At 45.4% G+C, this 22,719-nt stretch carries 16 protein-coding genes; 10 read left to right on the top strand and 6 right to left on the bottom strand.

Going from position 1 to position 22,719, the window contains the following annotated elements; genetic code table 11:
- Positions 1-258 precede the first annotated feature (258 nt).
- Genes QL234_RS29965 through QL234_RS29955 form a run of 3 tightly spaced genes read right to left on the bottom strand, consistent with a single transcriptional unit; the run spans position 259 to position 4,558 of the window.
- Positions 259-1,410 (bottom strand): FAD-dependent monooxygenase, encoded by a 1,152-nt coding sequence (locus tag QL234_RS29965; protein ID WP_281561397.1) that lies wholly within the window; start codon positions 1,408-1,410, stop codon positions 259-261.
- Positions 1,407-3,518, bottom strand: a complete 2,112-nt coding sequence (locus QL234_RS29960; protein ID WP_281561396.1) for a LodA/GoxA family CTQ-dependent oxidase — start codon at positions 3,516-3,518, stop codon at positions 1,407-1,409. Before QL234_RS29960 ends, QL234_RS29965 begins: the two co-directional genes overlap by 4 nt.
- Positions 3,515-4,558 (bottom strand): ferritin-like domain-containing protein, encoded by a 1,044-nt coding sequence (locus QL234_RS29955; protein ID WP_281561395.1) that lies wholly within the window; start codon positions 4,556-4,558, stop codon positions 3,515-3,517. Before QL234_RS29955 ends, QL234_RS29960 begins: the two co-directional genes overlap by 4 nt.
- A gap of 536 nt (positions 4,559-5,094) precedes the next feature.
- Between QL234_RS29955 and QL234_RS29950 the strand changes: the two genes are divergently transcribed.
- From QL234_RS29950 to QL234_RS29935, 4 genes are all read left to right on the top strand, one after another.
- The gene (locus QL234_RS29950) at positions 5,095-5,697 is read left to right on the top strand and encodes a TetR/AcrR family transcriptional regulator (protein ID WP_281561394.1); all 603 of its coding nucleotides are present in this window, start codon (positions 5,095-5,097) and stop codon (positions 5,695-5,697) included.
- A 17-nt stretch (positions 5,698-5,714) separates the two neighbouring features.
- Complete coding sequence (locus QL234_RS29945) at positions 5,715-6,806, top strand: metal-dependent hydrolase (RefSeq protein WP_281561393.1); 1,092 nt, start codon at positions 5,715-5,717, stop codon at positions 6,804-6,806.
- Between the two features lie 175 nt (positions 6,807-6,981).
- A complete protein-coding gene (locus tag QL234_RS29940; RefSeq protein ID WP_281561392.1) occupies positions 6,982-7,140 on the top strand; it encodes a hypothetical protein in 159 nt (52 codons plus the stop codon).
- Between the two features lie 226 nt (positions 7,141-7,366).
- Positions 7,367-9,073, top strand: coding sequence for a methyl-accepting chemotaxis protein (locus tag QL234_RS29935; RefSeq protein WP_281561391.1), 1,707 nt, complete (start codon positions 7,367-7,369; stop codon positions 9,071-9,073).
- A gap of 77 nt (positions 9,074-9,150) precedes the next feature.
- Here the strand turns inward: QL234_RS29935 and QL234_RS29930 are convergent, their stop codons facing one another.
- Positions 9,151-9,783: a hypothetical protein gene (locus QL234_RS29930; RefSeq protein WP_281561390.1), complete on the bottom strand. Its 633-nt coding sequence runs from the start codon at positions 9,781-9,783 to the stop codon at positions 9,151-9,153.
- A 378-nt stretch (positions 9,784-10,161) separates the two neighbouring features.
- Between QL234_RS29930 and QL234_RS29925 the strand changes: the two genes are divergently transcribed.
- From QL234_RS29925 to QL234_RS29915, 3 genes are read left to right on the top strand one after another with little or no spacing between them, the layout of a single operon-like run.
- Positions 10,162-11,010, top strand: coding sequence for a hypothetical protein (locus QL234_RS29925; RefSeq protein WP_281561389.1), 849 nt, complete (start codon positions 10,162-10,164; stop codon positions 11,008-11,010).
- Between the two features lie 56 nt (positions 11,011-11,066).
- Complete coding sequence (locus QL234_RS29920) at positions 11,067-12,557, top strand: MATE family efflux transporter (protein ID WP_281561388.1); 1,491 nt, start codon at positions 11,067-11,069, stop codon at positions 12,555-12,557.
- A 4-nt stretch (positions 12,558-12,561) separates the two neighbouring features.
- The gene (locus QL234_RS29915; protein ID WP_281561387.1) at positions 12,562-13,341 is read left to right on the top strand and encodes a class I SAM-dependent methyltransferase; all 780 of its coding nucleotides are present in this window, start codon (positions 12,562-12,564) and stop codon (positions 13,339-13,341) included.
- Positions 13,342-13,467: 126 nt separating this feature from the next.
- Here the strand turns inward: QL234_RS29915 and QL234_RS29910 are convergent, their stop codons facing one another.
- Both QL234_RS29910 and QL234_RS29905 read right to left on the bottom strand, forming a co-directional pair.
- On the bottom strand, positions 13,468-18,648 hold the full coding sequence (locus QL234_RS29910; protein ID WP_281561386.1) for an ATP-binding protein: 5,181 nt from the start codon (positions 18,646-18,648) through the stop codon (positions 13,468-13,470).
- 288 nt (positions 18,649-18,936) lie between these two features.
- Positions 18,937-19,896, bottom strand: a complete 960-nt coding sequence (locus QL234_RS29905; protein ID WP_281561385.1) for a threonine dehydratase — start codon at positions 19,894-19,896, stop codon at positions 18,937-18,939.
- 52 nt (positions 19,897-19,948) lie between these two features.
- On the opposite strand from QL234_RS29905, the gene QL234_RS29900 reads away from it, so the two are divergent.
- The 3 genes from QL234_RS29900 (at position 19,949) to yeiP (ending at position 22,617) form a co-directional block, all read left to right on the top strand.
- Positions 19,949-21,355, top strand: coding sequence for a PLP-dependent aminotransferase family protein (locus QL234_RS29900; RefSeq protein WP_281561384.1), 1,407 nt, complete (start codon positions 19,949-19,951; stop codon positions 21,353-21,355).
- 131 nt (positions 21,356-21,486) lie between these two features.
- Positions 21,487-21,891: a hypothetical protein gene (locus tag QL234_RS29895; protein ID WP_281561383.1), complete on the top strand. Its 405-nt coding sequence runs from the start codon at positions 21,487-21,489 to the stop codon at positions 21,889-21,891.
- A 150-nt stretch (positions 21,892-22,041) separates the two neighbouring features.
- Entirely contained in the window at positions 22,042-22,617 is a 576-nt protein-coding gene (gene yeiP / locus QL234_RS29890; RefSeq protein ID WP_044833925.1) for an elongation factor P-like protein YeiP, read from the top strand.
- The last annotated feature ends 102 nt before the right edge of the window (positions 22,618-22,719 follow it).

The following is a 22,719-nucleotide window of genomic DNA, read 5'->3' as shown; positions in this document are numbered from 1 at the left end:
ACAGACAAATAATCAGGAAATACGGCATCAAGCCAGGAGGTACCGCTAAAGATCAGCAAGTGCTGATGTCCTTATCATTTGTTTCAAGAATCAGTTACTTTAACTAAATAACCGCTTGAATTAACGTCAGAATCCTTTCAAAACGCTTTACTGCCAAACTAAAAAGTCAAAATAGTTTTGAACTAACTACTTGGATTTAAAAAGTTTAGTTGAGGATTTTTTCCATGCAAACCTATCACCGATTTATTTAGCCGTCACTCATGTCACTGCAGTAGCAGCCTCATCTTGATATATGCCGCAAGCTATCCGGCGTTTTTGCCAAAAAGCCTCCTGGTGCCAGCGCTGCTCCAGTTGATAAAAATACGCCCTTTGCTCAAGGTAATGAATAAATACTTCGCCGACGCTTTGCCGGTAGTGTTCCAGCGGCCTGCTATCCCCTTTTAACCAGCCGGCAATGGCGGGGGCTGCATTTAGCCCTCCGAGCAGCGCCTTATAAATCCCCTGGGAAGAAATGGGATCGTAACAGCTTGCCGCATCCCCCACCGCCAGCCAGGCTTCACCTGCCGGAGGATTTAACAGCGCCGAGGGTGCCGTCCAGGTATGCAGCCTTAAAGGCAGCTTAGCAAGAGACAATGCTTTGCTCAGGTGGCGAGTTTGTGCCAATGCCCGATGCCAGTTTTCGGGCTGTTTTAGCTGCTGCTGCAAAATAATATCAGCATCACTGGCAAAGGCGGCGATGATGCGATCTCCGGGTAAGTGCGCGCTGTACCACCAGCCATGCTCTACCGCTTCGAGCAAGGTCATATGCTGCAAGGCCAGGTCTGTCTCCAGTTCCCGGCGATGAAAAAAGCCGGCGACACAAACCAGGGTATCCTGGGTTTTAAACCGGGCGCCGAAACACCTTGCCACACTCGCCGAGCGACCGCTGGCATCGACCACAAAACGGCAATTCAGCTGCTGTTTTTCGCCGGATTTTCCTCCAGTCAAAGCAATAGTATGGTGCTGCCGGTCACGGTTAAGCTGATGAAACCTTGCCCCGGATAAAAAATCTATGCCGCGTAACATCACTTCATCCGCCAGGAAACGGTCAAAAGACAAACGGTCAAGATGCCAGCCATGCCCCCTGGGATTAAACAGGAAGTCATTAAAACCCAGGTTATCGCTGCCCCAGCAGGAATAACTGCCTAAACAGCGCTGGTGGTTTTGCCCCGCAAACGCCTGCCACACCCCCAGCCGGGAAAACAAGCCCCGGGTATCGGGGGGAATACTTTCACCGATACGCACCCGGGAATAATCACTGCCTTCAACCACCGCAACCCTGGTGATGCCAAGCTGATGCAGGGCAATGGCGGTGGCACAACCTGCCGGGCCGCCGCCAACAATCACCACATCATAGAGATGGCTACTCATTTGTCTTTACGGGTGGCGGTATCATTGCCGCCAAACAAAGGCCAGGGGGTAGGATCCGCCAGTTCTTCCGGCCCGTCTTCCAGCCTGCTCTGAACTTCCAGATAGACATCATCGGGATAGTTTTTACCGTCATCAATCACCGTGCCCTGCACCACGACGCCGATGTCCTGCCACTGGCTGAGCATCTGACGATAATCCCAGAAACGTCCGGCATTGGCGAGATCATGTTTATCATCCGGACTGTTTACCCCGGGATAAGTCCCCGGGCCCCGCACCGAATAGCGCTGCGCCGGCAGTTCATTGTCTTCATGGTTATAATCAGCGGCAGGATAAACCGTCACCGGACGCTGGGCCGGCCAGGACCAGAACAAAGCCTCTGAGTCTTGTTTGTTCGGCGACGTCTGATGAATGGCGCAGGAGTTGTAATCGGCATGCCAGGGCAGCGCCATAAACTTAGTGGCATCTCCCGGCTCCAGACCTAAATTTTCCACCGCTTCATGGCGGGGGATCCAGCCAAAAGTTAAAAACGGCTCCCTGTGCCCCAGTCCCTGGCTCTGGATATGGCGGTAATCCAGGGGTTTATGCTTGATACGGAACGGCCCGGCTCCCTGCTGCCAGTCCTGAATATACATACTGGTTTCACGGATAATCCAGGTCATGTCTATACCCGGGCTGAAGCGGCCGCCGAGACAGTTTTGTAAACTGGCACGGTCAAGGTATTCACCCGCCCCCAGAGGCGTTGGGGTTTGCTTGACATAACGCTTGTTCGACCAGCAATGTAAAAAGTGATATTGGCTCATGGTCGGGGTTAAAAAAGGTTTACCACCGGCGGCGCTGGAATCCCCCAACGCCAGCGGCATTAACGGCGCACCGACATCAATCGATTGCCCTTTCCAGGTTGCCTCGGTGCCGGGATTGGGTCGGCGCACATAGGCCAAGCCCGCCATAATGGTCTCATCCGGGTTATCGTCGGCCGTGATGGCATCGACCTCTTTATGGGCTTCAATGGCAAAGCTGGGCAGGTAGGCATTCCACAGCTGCTGCGCGGTGGCGCGGAATAAAGGTTTAATATGATCATCAAAGGCCGGGCGGTATTCCCCAATAAAATGTCCGTCCCGGTAAATTTCCGGCGCCAGTGCCAGTTTGCGCAGAAAAATATCATAAGCCTCATCGTAGAGAGACACTACATTCAGGGTTTGCGGCGCATAACTGGGATCGGTGGCCACCAGCCAGGCACCGAAGGTTTCCTCGGTGCTGCCGTCTTTAAAGACCAGGGTAGCGGACACAGGGCCGTCGGAAGTATCGTCAAACCATTGGTCATTATTGACCGGACCATTAATAGGCACGGGAACATCCTTTTCATCCAGCGGCCAACCGGCGCTTTTACCGTGCCCGCCGGCGACAATGAGCCGTCCTTTGTCATCGGTATTCATTTCACCCAAAGACTCAATCGGCCCCTGGGGCTGCTCCAACTGATCAAAATGCATTCCGGGGAAAGACTTGGGATAATCGGCAACCGTGAGGATGTCTGCCCCCTCTCCCCGAGTTGGCTCAGAGCAAGTGTCAAAACAGGTGCGGGCATTTATCCCGCTCAGCGCACGCGGACCGGCATCGATCACCAGCCTGCGCAAGCGGCTGGTATTGTAGGGATCTAAACCTTCGCGCAAATTACGCAATGTCGGGGTATTGCCGTTTTCATAAGCGACCACGCCATGGTCGTCATCATTGGCAAACCAGCTGGACTTTTTATTCGCCAAGTGTACGGTCCAGACGATATCTGCTACTTCACGCCCGTCTATCACAGAGCCTATGGTGATTTCTTGCCCGCCCTTGGCCGGATAAGTATCGATCCCCGAGTCCGGATAGGCAAAAATACGAAAACGCGCCGCCTGGCGTTTAAAGGCGCCGTCTTTATCCCTAAGCTCACTGCTTTTGATGATGGTATCTTCTGTGCCGGGGCGAATGGGCAGTCCTCCCATGGTGGTATCACCGTCTTTTCCCGGCTGGGGCATGGCGGCAATGGACTCAGGCGCTAAGAAATATTCCTGGCTGTTGCCAACACGGGCGATACCGATAGAGGGATGAATTTTAAAGGTAAACTGGCTCATGATTGTGCTCCTGATGAAGTGCTGACTTTAGAAAAGACCGGCAAGGCGCCGTTTTCCCAACAGGCGGCGATGGCGCCTCCAACCTTGTACATGATGGCGGCAAAATCAGGCGCCTCTCCGCCGCGGAACACGGTATTCATGGCCACTAGAAACTCGCCAAAATGTTTGAGCAAGATCTGCTGTACTTCCCGGCTGCGGTCATTGCCAAAACTCAGGGGGTAAGTTTCCGGCAGGGCCTGCTCCCTGAGGTAGCTGAATTTTTCGAAATGATCCCAGCTAGGTTGCAAATCATCAATCCGGTTTTGGTATTTGGTTGCTACATATTGCTTTTTCTCCGCCAGCCCTTCTCCCTGGTCGACAATCAAATTGATCAAAGATTCAACCTGGGCCAAACCGGCTTTGCCGTCTTGGGTGATGGTCATCGAAGCAACCCCCGGATAAAGGGCGCTAAAATGTCCCACCTGACGGACATTGCCCTGAATAAATTCCGCCAGCACTCTTGCCCCCTGGCTGACCGCCTGATAAAACTCCCCGATAGAGCCGTATTCATCTGTGTTACCGTTACTTTCCCGGGCACAGGACTGCCAGTTGGGATATTCAATAATGCACATGGTATTGATACGCTCGACATCCAAAGGGCCAATAGCGGTACTGTAGGGAGTATAAATTTCTGTCGGGTTCGGCGTATCCAGGGCAAAATCCAGATGCGGCACCTTGCCGCCATAACTCGGCGCGCGGATCACCAGCTCAGTGCCGTAGGCATTGGCGATATTGGCAGCGCACTGCATATGCAGCATTTCCTGGTTGACCACAGAGCGCAACAAGCGACGGGCTTCAGAGCCTTGGTCTTTAATGGAGTACATGGCTGCCATATAAAAAGGTATGGTATAAAGCTCGATATCCACCGCCCACTGTAAATGCTCCTGCAGCTGCTCCAGTGTCCAGTCCTGATCTTTATGGACCTTCTTCGGAATAACCAAATTGCCGTGCTGAAGCAATTCTTCGGCATTGGAGATATCAAGATGATGGTATAAACTCATGGGGATCCTTATGGGCCGTAATATGGCCTAGTTATTAATTTCCCTAATAAAAACTACCGAAGCAGCATTGATGCATCCGGCACTTTTTACCTGCTTTAAATCATCACACTATACTTTTCCCCCTTGTGCTCGCCGCAAGGGTACCACGTGTAAGTACAATGCTTAGTTCATCCGGATCTTGGTGTCTGCCCTGCTATCGCTTGGTATGAAGAATATAAAAGGAAGGTGACTGCAGATATCCTTATCGTGCTCTTCTGCGGTTGCCTGCTTATTAAAGCCTTAAGCGGGACAACCCCGGGTTAACGCCAGAATCCTTTCCAAAACGTTTTACCGCCAATTAGTTTCAGATAACTGCTTGGATTTGAAAAGTTTAGTTGATGATTATTGCTGTGCAAATTAATCCCCGAACTTTTCACCTTCTTGTAAAACTAACCGCTATCCGGTAGTGCACACTTTATTTATCTATGTGAGATAAGGCATTATCAAGCCAGCTTGCTATAACATATACTGGTACCCGCTTCTTTGAGATATTTGTTATGCTCAGTCAGTGCCCAGATCCGCAAGAAATCGTCGATAAAGCCATCGAACTGGCACAATTTAGCTCCTGGGAAAACTTCAGCCTGCTCGAACTTGCCTCCAGTTTGCACTGTGATCTTGCCCAGATAAAAAACCACTTTCGCTCCAAAGATGATATCGCCGAGGCCTTATTTAATCGGGCGGACGACGCCATGTTAACGGCAGGCTCTACCGGGCATTTTGTATCCGGGGATGAAGGTTTGGTTGCTGCCATCATGTGCTGGTTTGAAAGCCTGGCCCCCAATAAAAAACTGGTGCGGGAAATACTTGCCTATAAATTAGAACCCGGCCATTTCCACTTGCAGGCCCACGGCATCACCCGCATCAGCCGGACGGTGCAATGGCTGCTGCATGTTTCGGGGCGCAGTTATACCGGGGTTAACCGGGTGATTGATGAAGTTGCCGTCACCCAAGCCTATCTGGCCAGTTTTTGCTTTTTCTTATTTGATAACAGTGAAAAGCACCAGGCAACACGGGCCTTACTGACTCGCTTGATAAACAAGGTGTCCCGGGCAGAATCCTTTATCACCCGCCTGTCCAGACGGGCAAACCGCCAGAAATAAAATAGAAATAAGTTCATATGGATACCTTAACCCATATGTTGATAGGCGCAGGCACAGCCCAGCTGATACCTTCTGCTGTGCACAACGAGAAACAAGCCCCCACCTGGCAGCAAAAAGCGATGATCGGCGCCCTGGCCGCCATTTTTCCTGATATCGATTATCTGTTATTTCCCTTAGATCCGCTGGCATTTCTTGCCTACTGGCACCGGGCCCATAGCCATTCCATTTTTTTAGCACCCTTATGGGCCTACCTGCTGACCTTAGTCTTGCAGCAATATTTTAAGCGAAATAAAACCTGGTCAGGACAAAGGTTACTGCTCTTTTGGATAAGCCTGAGCGCCATTTTATCTCATATTATCAGTGACAGCCTGACCGTCTACGGTACCCGCTGGTTCTCGCCTTTACTGGACATAAAAATCAGTTGGGATCTGCTTTTTGTCGTCGATATCTATTTCACCGCGACTATTTTAGCCGCCTTGATTTTGCTGATCCGCTGGCGTGATAAAAGCTACCGGGCATATGCTTGTCTCATCCCTTTTGTTTATCTCGGCCTGGTTTTGCTCATTAAATCTACTGTCTATCACCGCCTCCCCGTTTCAGAGAACAGCACCACAAACAGCCGCATAAGTGCACCTTCACAAGCCGGCATATTAGTGCCCCAACCCTTTTCCCCGTTTTACTGGCAACTCATTAAGGCGGATGGCCCGGGTTTTAAGCAAGCTTACCTGAAATTAGCCGATGACATTATTGGTAATAAACTCAGCAGGTTATCAGGGTCCGGTTTAGACTATCTCAGTTACCGATTTCCCCGGGAAATAAGCTGGCGCCGTTACCCTATTATACCCGATAACCCTGACTGGCAAGCCGATGCCGAAACAGTCTGGCAAAACGAGAAATTCACCGCTTTTAGGGACTTCACCAAATATCCGGTCTTTTATGCATACAACAGCCGCTCGGAAAAAACCTGCGTCTGGTTTAGCGATTTGCGCTACCACTGGCCCGGTATGCTGCCGACTTTTCGCTTCGGCATGTGCAAAAAGGCCACAGGTGCATGGCAGGTCCATCGTATGAAGTATTTTAGCCGGGATCAGTTGCAAAGCCTCCGTTAACAGCATGGATTAAGTGCCGGGCTGTTTTACCTGCCGGGGATATAAAGAGCAAAAAGCCACCACCAAACCATATATTTAACAAAATCGTTCACCTTTGTTGACATTTAGTTTTGCTCTGTTAGTCTGGAAAAGCAGGATCACCTGCAGAAAAACTCATAAAAAGAAGAAGATAACAATGAAATTAAAATTAAATAAAAAGAAACTCAAAAATCTTTCAAAAGACAATAAAACCATTCCAGCAGCCATGACTCCTCAAGTTGCAGGCGGCATCAGAAGCCCTGAGCTGGAAACCATTGTCGTTTGCGATCCCACAGAGGCTAAATTTATTCAATAAGCCTTCCTTTATCTATTAGCTGGGTGCTTGCCCAGCTAATTATATTTCCCTTTCTCCCTTCTTATGACAATCAACCATAACCAGCAAACTTTTCCACTGATTCTGCCTGCTGTTTAACACCAGGAAACACCTTTAATTGCTCTCAAGCCCATATCCGGGGAAAACTTTTATTTTGCCTGTTATTTTCTACACTTAACTCATTGCAGCAATGATAGAGGATAATACGGTGACCATTAGCTATATAGAGAAGTTAAGCACCCGGTTATTTGCCCCTATTGTGGCAATTTTTACCTTAGTCATCATCGCCTTATTCTTTTACGTGCCTTATATTACCGAAGGCAATGCCGTAAAAGCCGCGGTGGAATCAGCCGAAGGCACGGTCAGGCAATATAAAACCATTCGCGGTTATTACACCAAAAACGTGGTGAAAAAAGTACTGGCGGGCTCAGATTTGAAGCCCCACTTCCACCACAAAGACGATGCCAGTAAAATCCCATTGCCAGCCACCTTTATCCACGATATCAGCAATGAATTTTCCCAAAAAGGCATCTTGGCACTCAAACTTTATAGCCCTTATCCCTTTCCGCTGCGCAAAAGTCGCCGGCTTGATGAATTTGGCCAAAAAGCCTGGAATGCCTTAAATAACAACCCGAATCAGGTCTATGTCAGCCGGGATATCATTAATGACGAACCTTTTGTCCGCGTCGCCGTTGCCGACACCATGTCGCAGCAAGGTTGCGTCAACTGCCACAACAGCCATCCCGATAGCCCGAAAACCGACTGGAACTTAAACGATGTCCGGGGCGTGCTTGAGGTACAGGTACCGATCACCAACCAGATAAAAGAAGCCAGTGCATTGAATTTCACTATCGGCGGCATGATTTTAACCGTGCTGGTCATCACGGTAAGCCTGCTGTTCTTTATGTTCAGCCGCCTGATTTCGAACCGCCTGAGAAGCGTCAGCGCAGCATTAAAAGATATTGCCCAGGGCAATGGCGATTTAAGCCAACGCCTGGACGAAAGCTCCAATGATGAAATAGGGGCCATTACCCGGGCCTTTAACCTGTTTGTCAGCCAACTAGAAGGCTCACTCAAAGAAATCGGCTCCCAGGTCAAACAACTGAGCACCAATACCCAAACCATGGAAGCCATTTCGATAGAGTCGCAAAATTCCGTCAGCCAGCAGCAGGCAGAAACAGATCAGGTAAGCACCGCCATCAACGAAATGACCGCAACCTCTCAGGAAATGTCCAATCTTGCCAACAGTACTTCGGAGCAAATCGATACCACCACAGAACAATCCGAGCAGGGCCGGAAAATGGTCAATGACAATATGCAATCGGTGGCTGAACTGGCCAAAACCATGAATGAAGCCAGTACTGTGGTCAATAGCCTGGAAAAAGACAGCCAGAACATCAGCGGCGTACTCGATGTTATCCGTGGTATTGCCGAACAGACCAACTTACTGGCGCTTAATGCCGCCATAGAAGCAGCAAGGGCCGGGGAACAGGGCCGAGGCTTTGCCGTGGTAGCCGATGAAGTACGTACTCTTGCCAGCCGCACTCAGGAGTCAACCCAGGAAATCAACACTATGATAGAGCAATTGCAATCGGGGGCGAAAAATGCGGTAGAGACCATCAAGCAAGGCACACTCAGCATCGAAACCAGCGAGCAAATTGCCGAGGAAACCAACACTATGATAGATGCCATTGCCGACTCTATCACCAGTATTCAGGCCCTGAACCAGCAAGTGGCCAGCGCCGCCAGCGAACAAACCTCGGTCAGTGAGCATATCAACCAAAATGTGATGAATATCGCCGACAACACCACTGCCAACCAGGGTAATAGCCAGCAGTTGTTGCTGATGTCGGAAGAAGTTAATGCTGCGGTTACGACGATCAATGAACAACTGCAGAGGTTTACTTCTTTTTAATCCACTATCCGCGGGTGAATTTGACAGTCACTATAAAGCTAAGGAGTTGCCCGAATTCACCCGCTTCGACTCATGCTTTATATGCGCTTAGACCTTTTGGCAGCGGCAAATATCAGCATCATCAGGGCAAGGATAAATATTGAGCTTGATGAGGGCTGCGGCACATTGGCACCGGAAGAGGAACCGGTAATGGTAAAGTCATCAAACAGTCGGGTATTTTTGCCATAGGAATGCATACGAAAACCAACATCATATAAACCATCGGTGGCAATAAAGGTATCTGCTGAAAAAACATGGCTGACGGTTTCATTCAGACCAACAGTACCAAAGTCCTTACTGGCAATAACTTCACCGTTAACAATGATTTCAACAATACCTGCAACATCACTCTGGCTTCTATTGGCTTTATGAATATATGCATCCAGCGAAATATTAATATTACCCGCAGATAACTGTACTTGCTGGGTTAACCCTAACGCATCGCTGCCTTGGGGAATGATCCAGGCACCGTTGCCGCTATCCGTTAAAAAGGCTATCGGTTTAGCCACTAAAAAACCGGCATTGCCTTCAGTAAATAAAGTCCAGCCGGTTAAACTCTCATTTGAGTCTTCAAAATCCCCATTTACGATCAATCCGGCATAGCTATTAAAACTGAACAGGTTGATGAAAATACTAACAAGTGCCAAGTAAAAATATTTTTGAAGGGTCATACTTCTTCCTTAAGTTTTTAAAAATAAATATCCGCCATGGAAACAATCCATGACTTAGCTGCAAATAGAAATTAGTGAGGAATACAGGAGAAACGGAACGAATATCATAGACCTGTAGACATTGATTTGATAAAGGCAAAGATAACATACTAACTTCTGTTTTCTCCGTAATCATACCAAAATTCTATAATGGGAGTTCACTTTGAAATAAAAAAGCAAGATTAGTTGAGCGACATCAAGTTGTAACCCAAACCGAGCAAATGTTGCCAATCACATACTTTGTAACACTCCTTTTAACAAAAAGAACTTTCCCGGCGAAATAATTTTTTCCCTTGCCCGCTCCCCTTATCCACAGCCAAACAATAATGAAAAAACTCTATGCCAGCATTGCTCACTCAGACCTTATCAACGAACAATTTTATTAAAGCCATTACCGTCACCTGTTCCCTGATATTGCTCAGCGCCTGCAACCGCCAGTCAAACAGCCAGATGGGCACAGAGAACGCCGGCACAGTAATCATCTCGGCCATCAATCACGCTCAGCGCCCGGCCAAAGATAAACTCAGGGATGAACACAGAAAGCCTGCTGAAGTTTTATCCCTGTTTGAGGTTCAGCCGGGCATGAAGGTGCTGGAAATCCTCGCCGGTGGCGGCTATTACACTGAGCTCTTATCCCGGATAGTTGGCCCGGGCGGCCAGGTGTATATGCAAAACACCGAGAAATATTACCAATTTCAAACCGATCGGGCGGTAAATCAACGCCTTGAAAACAACCGCTTAAACAATGTGATCCGCTGGGATAAAGAATTAGATGCTTTAGACCTGCCCCGGGAGAAACTAGATGCGGCATTTCTAATGCTGGTTTTTCACGACTTTTTCTGGATGACACCGTCGGTGGAGCAGGTCATCAACACCTTATATGCCAATATTAAGCCCGGCGGTCTGGTAGGACTGATAGATCATGCCGCCATCGCCGGCAGTGGTGACACAGATGCGGTTAACCTAAAAGGCAAACACCGTATTGACGAGCAGCTGGTGATCGAGATGTTTACCCGAGCCGGTTTTGTGTTAACCGCCACCAGTGATTTACTGCGTAATAAAGCCGATAAAAGAGATGCCGCCTTTTTCGAGGACAGCATGCAAAACAAGGCCACCGACCGTTTCGTGCTGAAATTTATCAAACCTACAGACAGCAAAGCTAATAACGCTATGGTCAGTGATAAATAATCATAAAACAGCCTGAAATACTTAAAATAAGCAAATAACAGACGACCTATTATTTTATGGAAAAATGCAAACAACACTGGATGCTCAATACCGGAGTAAAGCACCTGATACTGGCCATGACCTTGCCCCTGCTACCGGCGATATTTTTACTGGTGAGCTTTGATTTATTTGAAACCTGTCTGGTCTCTAAATCAGGCACCCAGGCACTGGCGGCGCTGGCCTTTAGCGCACCGCTCACCATAACCCTAGCCGCCGTAGCCATTGCCGGGAGCATCGCTACCAATAATTGGATATGCAAAACCGTCAGTAGCGATAAAAGCGCGCTCAAGCACAATATCCTGGCGGCGCTGCTTGTAAACTCGGCGCTTGTGCTCTTGCTCAGTACTGTTTTTTACCTGCTCACTCCCTGGATATTCCAATTGCTGGGGATAGATTACGCAGCCATTCCCGCCTCTTTTCACCAGGGAGCCAGACCCGACCTTGCCCCCTGGGTCAATGAATACGCCCGGCTGCGTTTTATCGGCTGGATCTTTCTCGCCATTATCTGGCAGGTGAACGGCATCTTTCGCAGTCTGGGTTATATTCACCAGGCCAGCTGGCTGTTAAGCGGCTGGATGCTGAGCAAAATGCTGATGGCTGCAGCAATATTTTTTGATCTAATCCCGGCAAATTTAGCCGTAAGCACAGGACAAGGCAATCCCTTGCTGGCAGTGGCCCAGCTGCATTTACTCAGCGATGCGCTGTTTGCCTTAATATCTGTTTTCACCCTGGTGCACAGGTTTGGCTTGACCCGGTATGGTTTAAAGGCAATCGCCTGGTTGCACACAATTAAACAGCTTAGTGCCATCGGATTTGGCGCCTTATTTCAACAAGGTTTAACCCCGCTCAGTATCGGCCTGCTGACCTTAATTATCGCAGGCCTTGGCGCTGATAAAGTAGCCGCTTTTGGCATAGTGATCCGCATAGAAGCCCTGGCCCTTTTGATCCCCGTCGCCTTTACCGCCTCCCTGCCGGGCCTGATTGCCACAAACTGGTGGGCGGGGGAAATAAAACGGGTCAAAGCATTGATCAGCAATAGTTTTATTATGTTACTCCTGACTCAGTTCGTCGTTGCTTTGATGTTATTTTTTGGACAAGACAACATCAGTGGCTGGCTCAGCCAAGATATCGCCGTACAAGACGGCATTGCATTTTATCTTACCTGGGTACCGCTTAGCTTTATCGGCAGCGCCTGTGTGATGGTGGCCATGTCCTGTTTTAATGCCATGGGCTGTAAGTCCACCGCCGCCATTTTAGGCTTTAATGCCAAAATATTAATCTTGCTGCCACTGGCCCTGCTTGGCAGCCTGCTGTTTGATTTTCACGGCCTGTTTATCGGTATCAGTATCGCCAACATTTTAATGGTATTCATCGCCTGGTTGGCCATGATTAATTTTATCGACAAACACCAACCGTCAGATTTTAGTGGCGAACTCACTGCCGAACACAATAAAGACATTTACCCGCAAACAAACTTCAATAACCCAACGATAAAACCGGAGAGTTAAGTCCATGAAACTAAAGAACATAGCTTTATTTCTAGCCAGTGCATCAATATTATCGGCCGCCACGATTCATGCCCATACTCAACATGGACATTCCCTTGCAGACAAAAACTATGAAGCGAATTTTGCCAAAGTCCTGCAGCAGGAATCGCGCCCCGAAGCCGACAGAAAACGCGATGCCGGACGTAAACCACAAAAGGTGATGCAATTTGCCGGTATCAAGCCGGGCATGAAGGTGCTGGATATGGTTGCCTCCGGCGGTTATTACACCGAAGTACTTTCACACCGGGTAGGACCAAGCGGACAAGTACTGGCACATAACAATAACTTTATCCTTACCGTGCTCGATGGCCGCTTTAATAAAGAAATTACCAAGCGCCTGCAAAATAACCGGCTGAAAAATGTCACCCGCTTTGAACATGAATTTGGCGATTTTAATTTGAACAATGAAATTGATGCCGCAACTATGATGCTTAACTATCACGATCTCTACGGTCAGGAAGAGTCGAAACGAAAAGCGGTACTGGCAGAGTTAAAGCAGGCGTTAAAACCCGGCGGAATTTTTGTGGTGATCGATATGGAAGCCAATCCCGGCAAACATAACCCGAAATTACACCGCATCCAGAGCAGCATAGTCAAAAAAGAGATACTGGCAGCAGGATTTGAACTGGAAAAAGAAGGTAACTTCTTGCGTAATCCGGATGACGACCATACCAAGATGGTGTTTGACCCCAGCATCCGCGGTAAAACCGACCGCTTTGTGTTTGTATTTAAAAAATCAACTTAATCCTTTATTAATATTAAGTACTTTTTAAAGGATTGCTTTTTGCACAGAGCCAGAGAATAAGGCTTTGTGTTTCCTTCTTCCCACTTTAAAGCTAATATTTATTAAAGCCTTATAGGCCTTTAATAATTATTCTTTTTCACGAATAAGGTTATCTATCCTTTTTTCCATTAAAACAGCCAATTGATAACCCATCATCTGATTCGCATGCCCATGATGTAATTCCCTGTCATTAAAATCATCATAGAGGTAATATAAATCGGAGATCGCATCATGGTAACCCGCCTGAGCCGAATACATCTCAATGGACTGATTCAAAAAGCGTTTAATATTATTTCGCAGAGATCCAATTTCCTTAGCAATTGCTTGACCCTCTTGGTCTTTATCATCTTTTAATTTATTTTCTTCGTAAGATTCACGTACTTCATTTTTAAGGATTTCTTTATCTTCCCCATCAATCTTTTCATCATCATAAAATTTGATCATCATTTTAAAGAGACAGTCAATTTTCAGGCTGACTCTTTTCTCCGAAAGAATAGATTCCTCAAATGATTCAAGTACGTTACTTACGTGCATCAAAGAGAAAGCAAGCGCAAATGGAGTGAAATGGAACGGTGCATTATATCGACGAAATAAATCAATCAAAAGATTACTCTTTTCAATGAGTTTATTAGCGAAATGATACTTCGCCAAATATGATAACTTGTTACTTTTAAAAAATACATCACACCTTTTTGAATAAGCTTCTAAAGCTAAACAAAAGTAACGTGTCTTACACAGTAAAGGGAAATGAGTGCTTTCAACTTTTTCAAATGCTCGCTCAGCTATGGCAATCAAAACGTAAAACGAAGAGTTCGCAGGATTTTTCTGTAAAGATTGTAATAAATTCACCATTTTCGGCTTAAGTATGAACACATCTTTTTGCTTCAAAACAACAATCATTAATGAACTTAACTCTGCCCGCATATCTTCTATCCCCTCAATAAAAACAGTATCTTCGCTATATTGAAGAAGTAATTTATTAGATAGAGTCTCAAGCAAGCTATACTGATAACAAGCTCGCATCAATAGTGAAATAACAGAATCACGGTAATAGTTTATAGATACCTTACGGCTGATTTGGAATAATTTTCGCAAGCTATTGAACACCTTAGACATCACATAAGCCAATAAATATTTAGCATTATCTTCAAGGCTCTTAGACCAATCAATAAGGTCAGGGTCGGGATGGTCTTCACACATATAAATAACAATAGCGGCGATATTGCAAAGCGTATGGCAGTATCTAAGTTGTTCATGCCATAACCGGGTTCGATTATCTTTTAGCCCAAAGAAATTGATGCCTGTCTCAATGCAGACTACGTACATCACCACTTTCTGTATTGCTGCATTAGCCTGGTATTTTCTTTTGGTAAGACCAGATAAAGGAAATGATCTCCAGTTTTTCTCACAGTCACGGGCAAGGTATGGATCACCAAACCAGTTAAGTATTTTACTAAAGTTTTTTGACTCCTGCTCCTGCATAGTTTCATCACCCACACAGGGATCGTAAAACCATTTTTTTAGCAGTTTTTTTAAATCTTCTTCTTGGACATGTAAATTATTTTCTTTTTTCTTTGGAGCTTTTTTAATCTCAGTAAATGAAAATTTAGAGAGCATACATTCACCAAAGTCAAACAGGCTAATAGCAACGGAGCGCGATACGTTACGAGAATGATAGGAAATATCGGTAGGTCGAATGTTCTCTTTAAACTCCTCAACCTTAGGCCCATCTTTATCTTTGGGCTCCTTAAATCTCAAGTAGTTATCTTCTACTGTTTTATATCTTTTCCCTTTGTAAAAAACATACTTTCGAAGAAAATGCAGACAAACGCCATAATGGAATTGAGCGCGCAACAATATGGAATTTAAAGGTTTCGAGCTGTCTTCACCTATAATTCCCTCTGTTTTTTCATAACAATTTCTAGGTATTATATTACGACCACGGTAAAAGTAGAGATCTCCTGTTTTATGATGAAGCTCAGCCATAATTAATGCATGATTGGCAGGAGCCCAACCAGGAGCTAAATCTTTTTTAGATTCAAACGGCACCAGATCTCTTGTAAACTCAGTCAAATTCCTGAACTCAGCAAGTAAATGTTCGATAAACCGAGTCCCTGACTCTACTGAGAGTCTTTTCTTTTCACTGATCCAGGCAAGTGCAAACATCGGCTGATACAAGAGTGCGGACTCCCTGAGCCCAGTAAAGCTTTGGTTAGAGTTCCATCCTGAATAGAGTACATTTATCAAATCTTTGGCATAGATATGGGCATCATTATACGCGGCTTCCGCAGGCTCATAGTTTCTCGCCAGTTCATAGGTCATAGCAATTTGCAATTTGAGCCTTAACCGTTTCATCACTAATTGCCAACCAATTTGAGATCTTGAAAGCTGCTTCACAGCAGCCAACGCACCTTTCATAGAAGAAACCCCACAAACCTCTTCCATCCTATTATCTATTTTGTGGACCGCAATACGATATTTATTACGGGCTATATCATACTCCTGATCAAATTCATTTAATTCACCAAGATCAGCAATCAGGTCAAAGTTATTTTTTTGCTGTTTTAGCTCTCGCTCTAATCTTTGTTTTAACGCTGCCGACTCTCCTAAGCTGAAGTTCAATGCTGCCATATCATGTGGAGAATACTGGGAGACAAAACGTATTTCATTAGCTAAATCACTTTTAAAGCGGAATTGATACATACCAAAACGTACGGGATGCAACAAATGTATTGATATATCATTAACAAAGTCATGTATTACCCTGCGTAAATTGGGAGCCCGGTGGATATCGGTAAGCTCATCAATTTTCTCTAGGTTACTCCAGGAAAAAGCACGAACATGGAATTTCAACAAAAAATTAGATAAATAAAAAATTGCAGTGGCTAACTTATCTTCTTTCTGTCTTATATCAATAGCAACAGAGTCCATGAGCAGACGAAACATATCACTGAACATAGGAATAGCATGCAAATCTGCATCAAGAAAAGTCAAACCATGCTGTGAAGCATCACCTGCTTTCGTCCCGACATAGCGGCTAAAAACTTCATACATACGCTTTGGATTACCAGCGGCGACATAAGTAAGATAATCACAAAAAGCCAGATAGTCCGGCATAATTATTTTACAGGCATCAACCTCTTTCTTCAGCTTACCTGTTATAGGCAGATCACCTATTATAGATGGCACAGTTACGGACAACAGGTACCAGTTATCAGTATTATTTATATCAATTCCCATTCCCAAGTTTTGTTCTCGCCAAAAAATGTTTGGAATTCTGAAATTATCAAATTGCAATTTAAAAAGCTGAGAACAAGGGCACTTTATAGGGTCAACTTTTTTCCGCAATTCCACGGCCCGAAAAACCTGTGCTTCAATAAACTCCCGCGTTGGTTGGATGATATTGGGGGCACTATCATTGCTATCCAGCACATCAGGATCTGTCAACAGGGAGGGTACATAAATAAGTGAATCAAAAATGCTAATTAACATAGGGTTCCGCACATTTTCATCGGCAAGCCACTCATCAAACAGCCCCCTGTCACCAATAAAAATACAACGCGTTTGAGTTGAAGTGATCAGGTTTTTCATATCTGACAGCAAACGATTAATTGATGCAATTTGAGTTTGCTTATCAACCGGCTGAGATTTATTTGTTGCTGCTCGCTCACCAGCACTAATCAAACCAAGTTTATCAAGTTCATCAAAAACAAAAGTTAGCACAGGTGTGGGTATTGCAATTTGTCGATTGCCAAGCCAAGGGAAAGGGTTAGTTATTTCATCCATAAGCTCCATAAAACTACGTTCAATATCCCGACTATTATCGGGGCTAAAAATATGCTTTCTGGATTTCGTTTGAAAAACACGTGAAGAACCGATACTTTGTGAAGCAGACTGTTCCCTATGTGCATTTAAGCTGGCAATCAATCGATCCAATTTTTTAAGCGTCCAACGACAACGGCCTAATGGGCTAAGCTGAAGAGCTAACACAACGAATAAGAACGTAAAGACATGATACATCTTGATTGAAGTACTTTTAGGTGATGTTTTTGAATAAAAGAGAAATGAGAGTAAGCTGTTTTCCGCCTTTTTTTCTTGTTCATGTATAGTCTTAAAGAAAAATGAATCCTGCCCAATCCATGGAAGTAGTTCGACTAAAGTCAATTTAACGTCAGCCGTTACTTCAACTACCTGAACTGAGTTGCCCTTTATTTTCTGCTCAACGACCGTAACAGATTTTCCCTCTGCTTTTTGCTTAACAATCAAAGTCGATTCATCAGCAGTTTTCTTCTGAACAACCAATGCAGGAGCCAACGAGGGAGGTTTACCGCCTAATTTCCATTCAAATATTAAAGTCGAGAAAGCCACAGTTAGGCAGATGGCCAAGGTTAATGTCCACGGATAGTACGACAACAGTACCTTAGGATTAATAGAAACAAAGCAATCACAATACTGTTTGCGCAAGGCGAGAAGCATGCTATTGATTACATCTTTATGGCTTGGTTCGCTAAAGCCAAGATTGATTTGCATCTTGAGCACCGGATAAAGAAACTTTTTAAACTGATAGGGATAAGTGAATTGGATTAAGCGCATTGCAGCTAATCTTTCAGGAGTTTCTTCGATTGCTAACCCCTTAAACCAAGGAAGCAAATAATGATTTTCAAAAACATAACGCAGAAAAAGAGGGGCAACGAATCCCCCAAAACGCCACATTATATTTATATTACAGTGTTCTAAACTAAAAAAAATGAGAAGTAGAGCAATGGGGAACAGAGTCAATAAAAATATATGGATAATTTTTATTGGAAAATATTTACTATAAAACTCCTTACTGTCCTCCCATGCCTTACAAAGGGCATAAGCACGCCGCCCTGTATATATAAGTATGCTCAAGAACAAAGAAATTCCTATTAACCCAACCCAAAACCCTGCAACATTCTTTGACCACCCAAAAAAGAAAACGAGTTCTACGATAAAATTAAAAAGAAATGCCCAAATAGACACAAAGAAAACCACCACAAGCCAGTCAAATGGTGACTCACTACATGAAGTACCAGCACGCCTAACTGCATCTTGTTCATACTCATACAAACAGAGATTAACAAACGTAGACTTACCTACCCCACGATTACCACTAACAAGAATAGATCCGGCACGCCCCATAGAGAAAAGGGATGAAAGGAGTCGGCTTCTAAGTTTCTTTCTGCCGACTATAACTCTATTTGCATCTTCCGTTGCCTTATATTCACGAGAAAATAGACCAAGCATGATCTGAAAGCTCGAAATTCAAGCCTAAGCAAAAAACAAATAAAACACCCAGCGTATTATTTATAACAACCATTATTCCTTTACCGCCAAGATCAACCAGTCCAGAATTGATAAGATTGCTCCATCAAGCGTAATGCAAGATTAGAATTAAACAAGATTTACAAACTTGCTTTTCTAAATAAATTTCAATCCCAGTAAGGAATGACCGGCAACTTTTTTATACAACATAAATTTATCCAATAAAAATAAATATTTATAACTCAGCAACCAAATTAACCAAATGCTTTACTAACAAAAAGGAGTGACGTATTTCACCAGCCGGGCAAAATCAATATTACCGCCGGTTAATATCAGGCCAACTTTTTTGCCTTTCATTTGCGGTTTTTCTTTAGTTAACGCCGCCAAAGGGGCCGCCGCCGCAGGCTCTGCCAAGTTATGGGTTTTCTGATAATACTGGTACATGGCCGAAGCAATCTCATCATCGCTGACTTTCACGATACGCTCTGCCCCGGCCTTGATAATATCAAACGCTGCTTGTATCGGCGAACGGGTGGCGACACCATCGGCAATCGTATTCACGCTATCTGTGGGGATCACCCTGCCCGCTGCAAAAGATAAAGCAAAAGTAGGCGCACCTTCAGAGACCACACCAACAATTTTCGTCTTCAGGCCAAGTAAATCCCGGGTTTTAATTAAGCCGCAAATTCCCGAGCCCATACCAACAGGCACATAAACCGTGTCTAAGTCCTGCACCGCAGAGAAAAATTCCAGCGCATAACTGGCGACACCTAATACCAGCTCACGCTCAAAGGGGGCTATCGCCTGGTAGCCGTATTCACGCTGTAATTGCAGGCTGTGCTGCCTGGCCGCTTCAAAGTCCTGACCGAAAATAACCAAGTTAGCGCCAAATCCCTTAATGGCACGGTTTTGATCTTCGTTATTGCCTTCGGGCACCACTATGGTCACCGGCATACCAACCTTTTGTCCGGCATAAGCCAGGCTTTGTCCGTGGTTGCCCACAGTAGCCGAAATAATGCCCTGCGGCTTTTGTGCCTGACTGTTAAGATGATTTAATAAAGCAATACCGCCGCGTACTTTAAAAGCCGTGGTCGGGGTATGATTCTCATGCTTTACCCAAACATCGCATTCAGTCTCCTGACACAATTGTGGCCAGTTATATTGCGGTGTCGGTAAAATATGCTGATGGACAAGTTCAGTGGATTGTTCGAGTTCTTTCAGGCTAAACATAATAGCAAACGGCCTTTTTGTTGTGTGAAATACGCTAAATCAGTTGACTTTGATGTTAGCCTGCGAAATTGTATGGCTCAATGATTATATTGTATGGCAGACAATAAAAATGTGGTCACCGGATCTGAACCAGGAAACTGGTCCTTTATATCAACGCCTGGTATCGGCGATGGCCAAAGCCATCAGCTCGGGGGAACTGGCAGTAGGAGATAAACTACCGCCACAGCGCCAGCTTGCCTGGCACTTAGGGGTCAACCTCAGCACAGTCACCAAGGCTTTTCAGGAAGCCACCAAGCGCCATTTAATCTATGGCGAAGTTGGCAGAGGCACCTTTATTTTAGGGAAAAGCACAGAGGCCGCCCTGTTTGAGCTCAAACAAACCAAGGCAGATCAACTTATCGATCTCAGTACCCATGTTCCTGCGATAAGTCCATCAGATAAGCATCTTGAAACAAGCTTAACGGCACTGCTGAGCCGTGAAGCCGGTGTCAGTGAACTGCTGAATTACCACAGCCCGCAGGCCTTGCAGGAAATGAAAATTGCTGCGGCAAACTGGCTGGCTGAATTTGACTATCATATTTCCCCGGCCGCTTGCATCACCACAACCAGCGCACAAAATGCCTTGCTGATCACTTTATTAACTTGTTGTGATAAAGGCGATACCGTATTGGTGGATGAACTGACCTTCCCCGGTATCAAGGCGGTGGCCCGGGTATTGGGATTAAAGCTCTACGGTATCAAGATGGATGCTCAGGGCATGCTGCCCGAATACTTGGATCTCGCCATCAGAACCACCAAAGCCAAAGTATTGGTATCTGATCCAACATTACAAAACCCTACAGGAAGTAGCATGGGCAAGGCACGTAAAAAAGCCTTTGTTGAAGTCATAACAAGCCATGATATTTTGTTTATTGAAGAATTCGTGGTCGGTGCCCTGGCAAGTACTGCACCGATATCTGAGTCGATAAAAAGTCACTCGGTACTCATCACCAGCTTTGCCAAAACTGTTGCCCCAGGAATACGTTTTGCCATCCTCGCAGGAGAGCATGACATCATCAAACAAATGGATAACGAATCTCATGTGACCAGCTGGCAACTGAGTCCGTTAATGGCCGAGATTGCCAAACAGTGGATTAATGACGGCACAGCCCGTAAGCGGCTTCACTGGCAGCAACAAGAAATTAAACAAAGGTATCAACTTTTTAATCAGGTTTTTGCCAAAAGCTTCTGCCTTATCAACCAAAACTGCAGCTCCCATATCTGGCTGCCGGTACCAATTGATGCCGATATTTTTGCGCAAAGCTGCCAACAGCAAGGTGTTGCCGTAGTGCCTGCCTCACTCTTTGCGGTAGGCCATCAATTCCCGCAATGTATCCGTGTCAGCCTGACCGCAGCTAAAAGCCGACAACAGTTAAAAGCCGGATTAGAGCTGATTAGGGCGCTCATCAGCGCTTATTAATATAAAAACAAAAACGAACAATTAATTTGATGACTCAAATTTTGGCTGTGATAGAGTGAAATGCATCCATTAGCTGGTTAAAGCTAATGAGTTATTAAAAAACAATAGACTAAGATTATTCCAGAAAAATTATGATTAAGACTCTTATCCCCCTGTTAGCCATATTTTCATTTACCAGCCTGGCAAACGGCACTGAAGCTTTAACGGTTGACCGCTCACTGTCGAACCAGCTGCACTTGTCTTTTCCCAACGACAGGGATATCAAACCAAAAGAGAGTGATTTTAAAATCATCAATTATGTACTGATGAGCAACGAACAGGGAGAGCGCTGGAGTGTGATCACCCTGACCAATACCTCCTCCGGCAACCGCATGCTGGAGCAGCACCACCTGATGGCCTTATTTGCCGACGGTAAGCGCCGCAGCCCGCTGGAGTATAAATTACATTTTGAGGGCAATGAAACCCAGTCGATCACCGTCTCTTTTGGTGAAAGTAAGTTTCCTATTTTGAGTTTATATTCCAGCCAAGATCTCTAATATTTCAAATTTGATACTTGTTTCCAACTAATACTCTGGATATAGATATAAAAACCTCTACAGAAATCAAGCCTTAGCCGGTTAACCACTTGCATAAAATCCCGGACATGGTATTTTCCTCCCACAATAATTTTTAGGAAGAATTTTCTCATGCCAAAGGCGAGTGAAGTTAAAAAGAATACCGCAATCGAATACAACAATAGTGTTTATATTATCCGCGATATCGAGCGCTCTGTACCCCAGGGTCGCGCCGGTGGCAGCTTATACCGTATGCGCATGTACGATGTGGTGACCGGTGCAAAAGTAGACCATACCTTTAAAGACAGCGAGATGCTGACTTTGGCCGATTTAATCCGTCGCCAGGCGATGTTTTCTTACCTTGACGGTGATGAGCTGGTGTTTATGGACAATGAAGACTACACCCCTTATAACCTCAATAAAGAAAGCATCGCCGATGAAGTGATGTTTATTGATGAGAACACCCAGGGTATCCAGGTAATTTTAGTAGACGGTTCACCGGCAGGCCTTGATTTACCGTCAAGCGTTGATCTGGAAGTTGTTGAAACTGACCCATCCATTAAAGGCGCTTCTGCCACTTCACGTACCAAACCGGCCACTTTATCTACCGGTTTAATCATCCAGGTACCTGAATACATTTCTACCGGCGACAAGGTTAAAGTGAATACCGCCGAGCAGAAATACATGAGCCGCGCCGACGCTAAATAATGTAGCATCAAACTAACCAAACTAAGAAGCTGACGACCATTTTCGATCGTCAGCTTTTATTCCAACTTGTTCACACGCTTACTGCTAATTCACTATTACTAA

This window comes from Thalassomonas sp. RHCl1, from assembly GCF_947387555.1.
Taxonomy (GTDB): Bacteria; Pseudomonadota; Gammaproteobacteria; order Enterobacterales; family Alteromonadaceae; genus Thalassomonas.
Note: the sequence above shows the minus strand (reverse complement) of the source record. Positions and strands in the feature narration are given on the sequence as shown.

What these genes read in the sequence shown, in the direction of transcription:
- QL234_RS29965 (WP_281561397.1), bottom strand. Translation starts at nt 1,410, where the DNA reads ATGAGTAGCCATCTCTATGATGTGGTGATTGTTGGCGGCGGCCCGGCA.
- QL234_RS29960 (WP_281561396.1), bottom strand. Translation starts at nt 3,518, where the DNA reads ATGAGCCAGTTTACCTTTAAAATTCATCCCTCTATCGGTATCGCCCGT.
- QL234_RS29955 (WP_281561395.1), bottom strand. Translation starts at nt 4,558, where the DNA reads ATGAGTTTATACCATCATCTTGATATCTCCAATGCCGAAGAATTGCTT.
- QL234_RS29950 (WP_281561394.1), top strand. Translation starts at nt 5,095, where the DNA reads ATGCTCAGTCAGTGCCCAGATCCGCAAGAAATCGTCGATAAAGCCATC.
- QL234_RS29945 (WP_281561393.1), top strand. Translation starts at nt 5,715, where the DNA reads ATGGATACCTTAACCCATATGTTGATAGGCGCAGGCACAGCCCAGCTG.
- QL234_RS29940 (WP_281561392.1), top strand. Translation starts at nt 6,982, where the DNA reads ATGAAATTAAAATTAAATAAAAAGAAACTCAAAAATCTTTCAAAAGAC.
- QL234_RS29930 (WP_281561390.1), bottom strand. Translation starts at nt 9,783, where the DNA reads ATGACCCTTCAAAAATATTTTTACTTGGCACTTGTTAGTATTTTCATC.
- QL234_RS29925 (WP_281561389.1), top strand. Translation starts at nt 10,162, where the DNA reads ATGCCAGCATTGCTCACTCAGACCTTATCAACGAACAATTTTATTAAA.
- QL234_RS29920 (WP_281561388.1), top strand. Translation starts at nt 11,067, where the DNA reads ATGGAAAAATGCAAACAACACTGGATGCTCAATACCGGAGTAAAGCAC.
- QL234_RS29915 (WP_281561387.1), top strand. Translation starts at nt 12,562, where the DNA reads ATGAAACTAAAGAACATAGCTTTATTTCTAGCCAGTGCATCAATATTA.
- QL234_RS29910 (WP_281561386.1), bottom strand. Translation starts at nt 18,648, where the DNA reads ATGCTTGGTCTATTTTCTCGTGAATATAAGGCAACGGAAGATGCAAAT.
- QL234_RS29905 (WP_281561385.1), bottom strand. Translation starts at nt 19,896, where the DNA reads ATGTTTAGCCTGAAAGAACTCGAACAATCCACTGAACTTGTCCATCAG.
- QL234_RS29900 (WP_281561384.1), top strand. Translation starts at nt 19,949, where the DNA reads ATGTTAGCCTGCGAAATTGTATGGCTCAATGATTATATTGTATGGCAG.
- QL234_RS29895 (WP_281561383.1), top strand. Translation starts at nt 21,487, where the DNA reads ATGATTAAGACTCTTATCCCCCTGTTAGCCATATTTTCATTTACCAGC.
- yeiP (WP_044833925.1), top strand. Translation starts at nt 22,042, where the DNA reads ATGCCAAAGGCGAGTGAAGTTAAAAAGAATACCGCAATCGAATACAAC.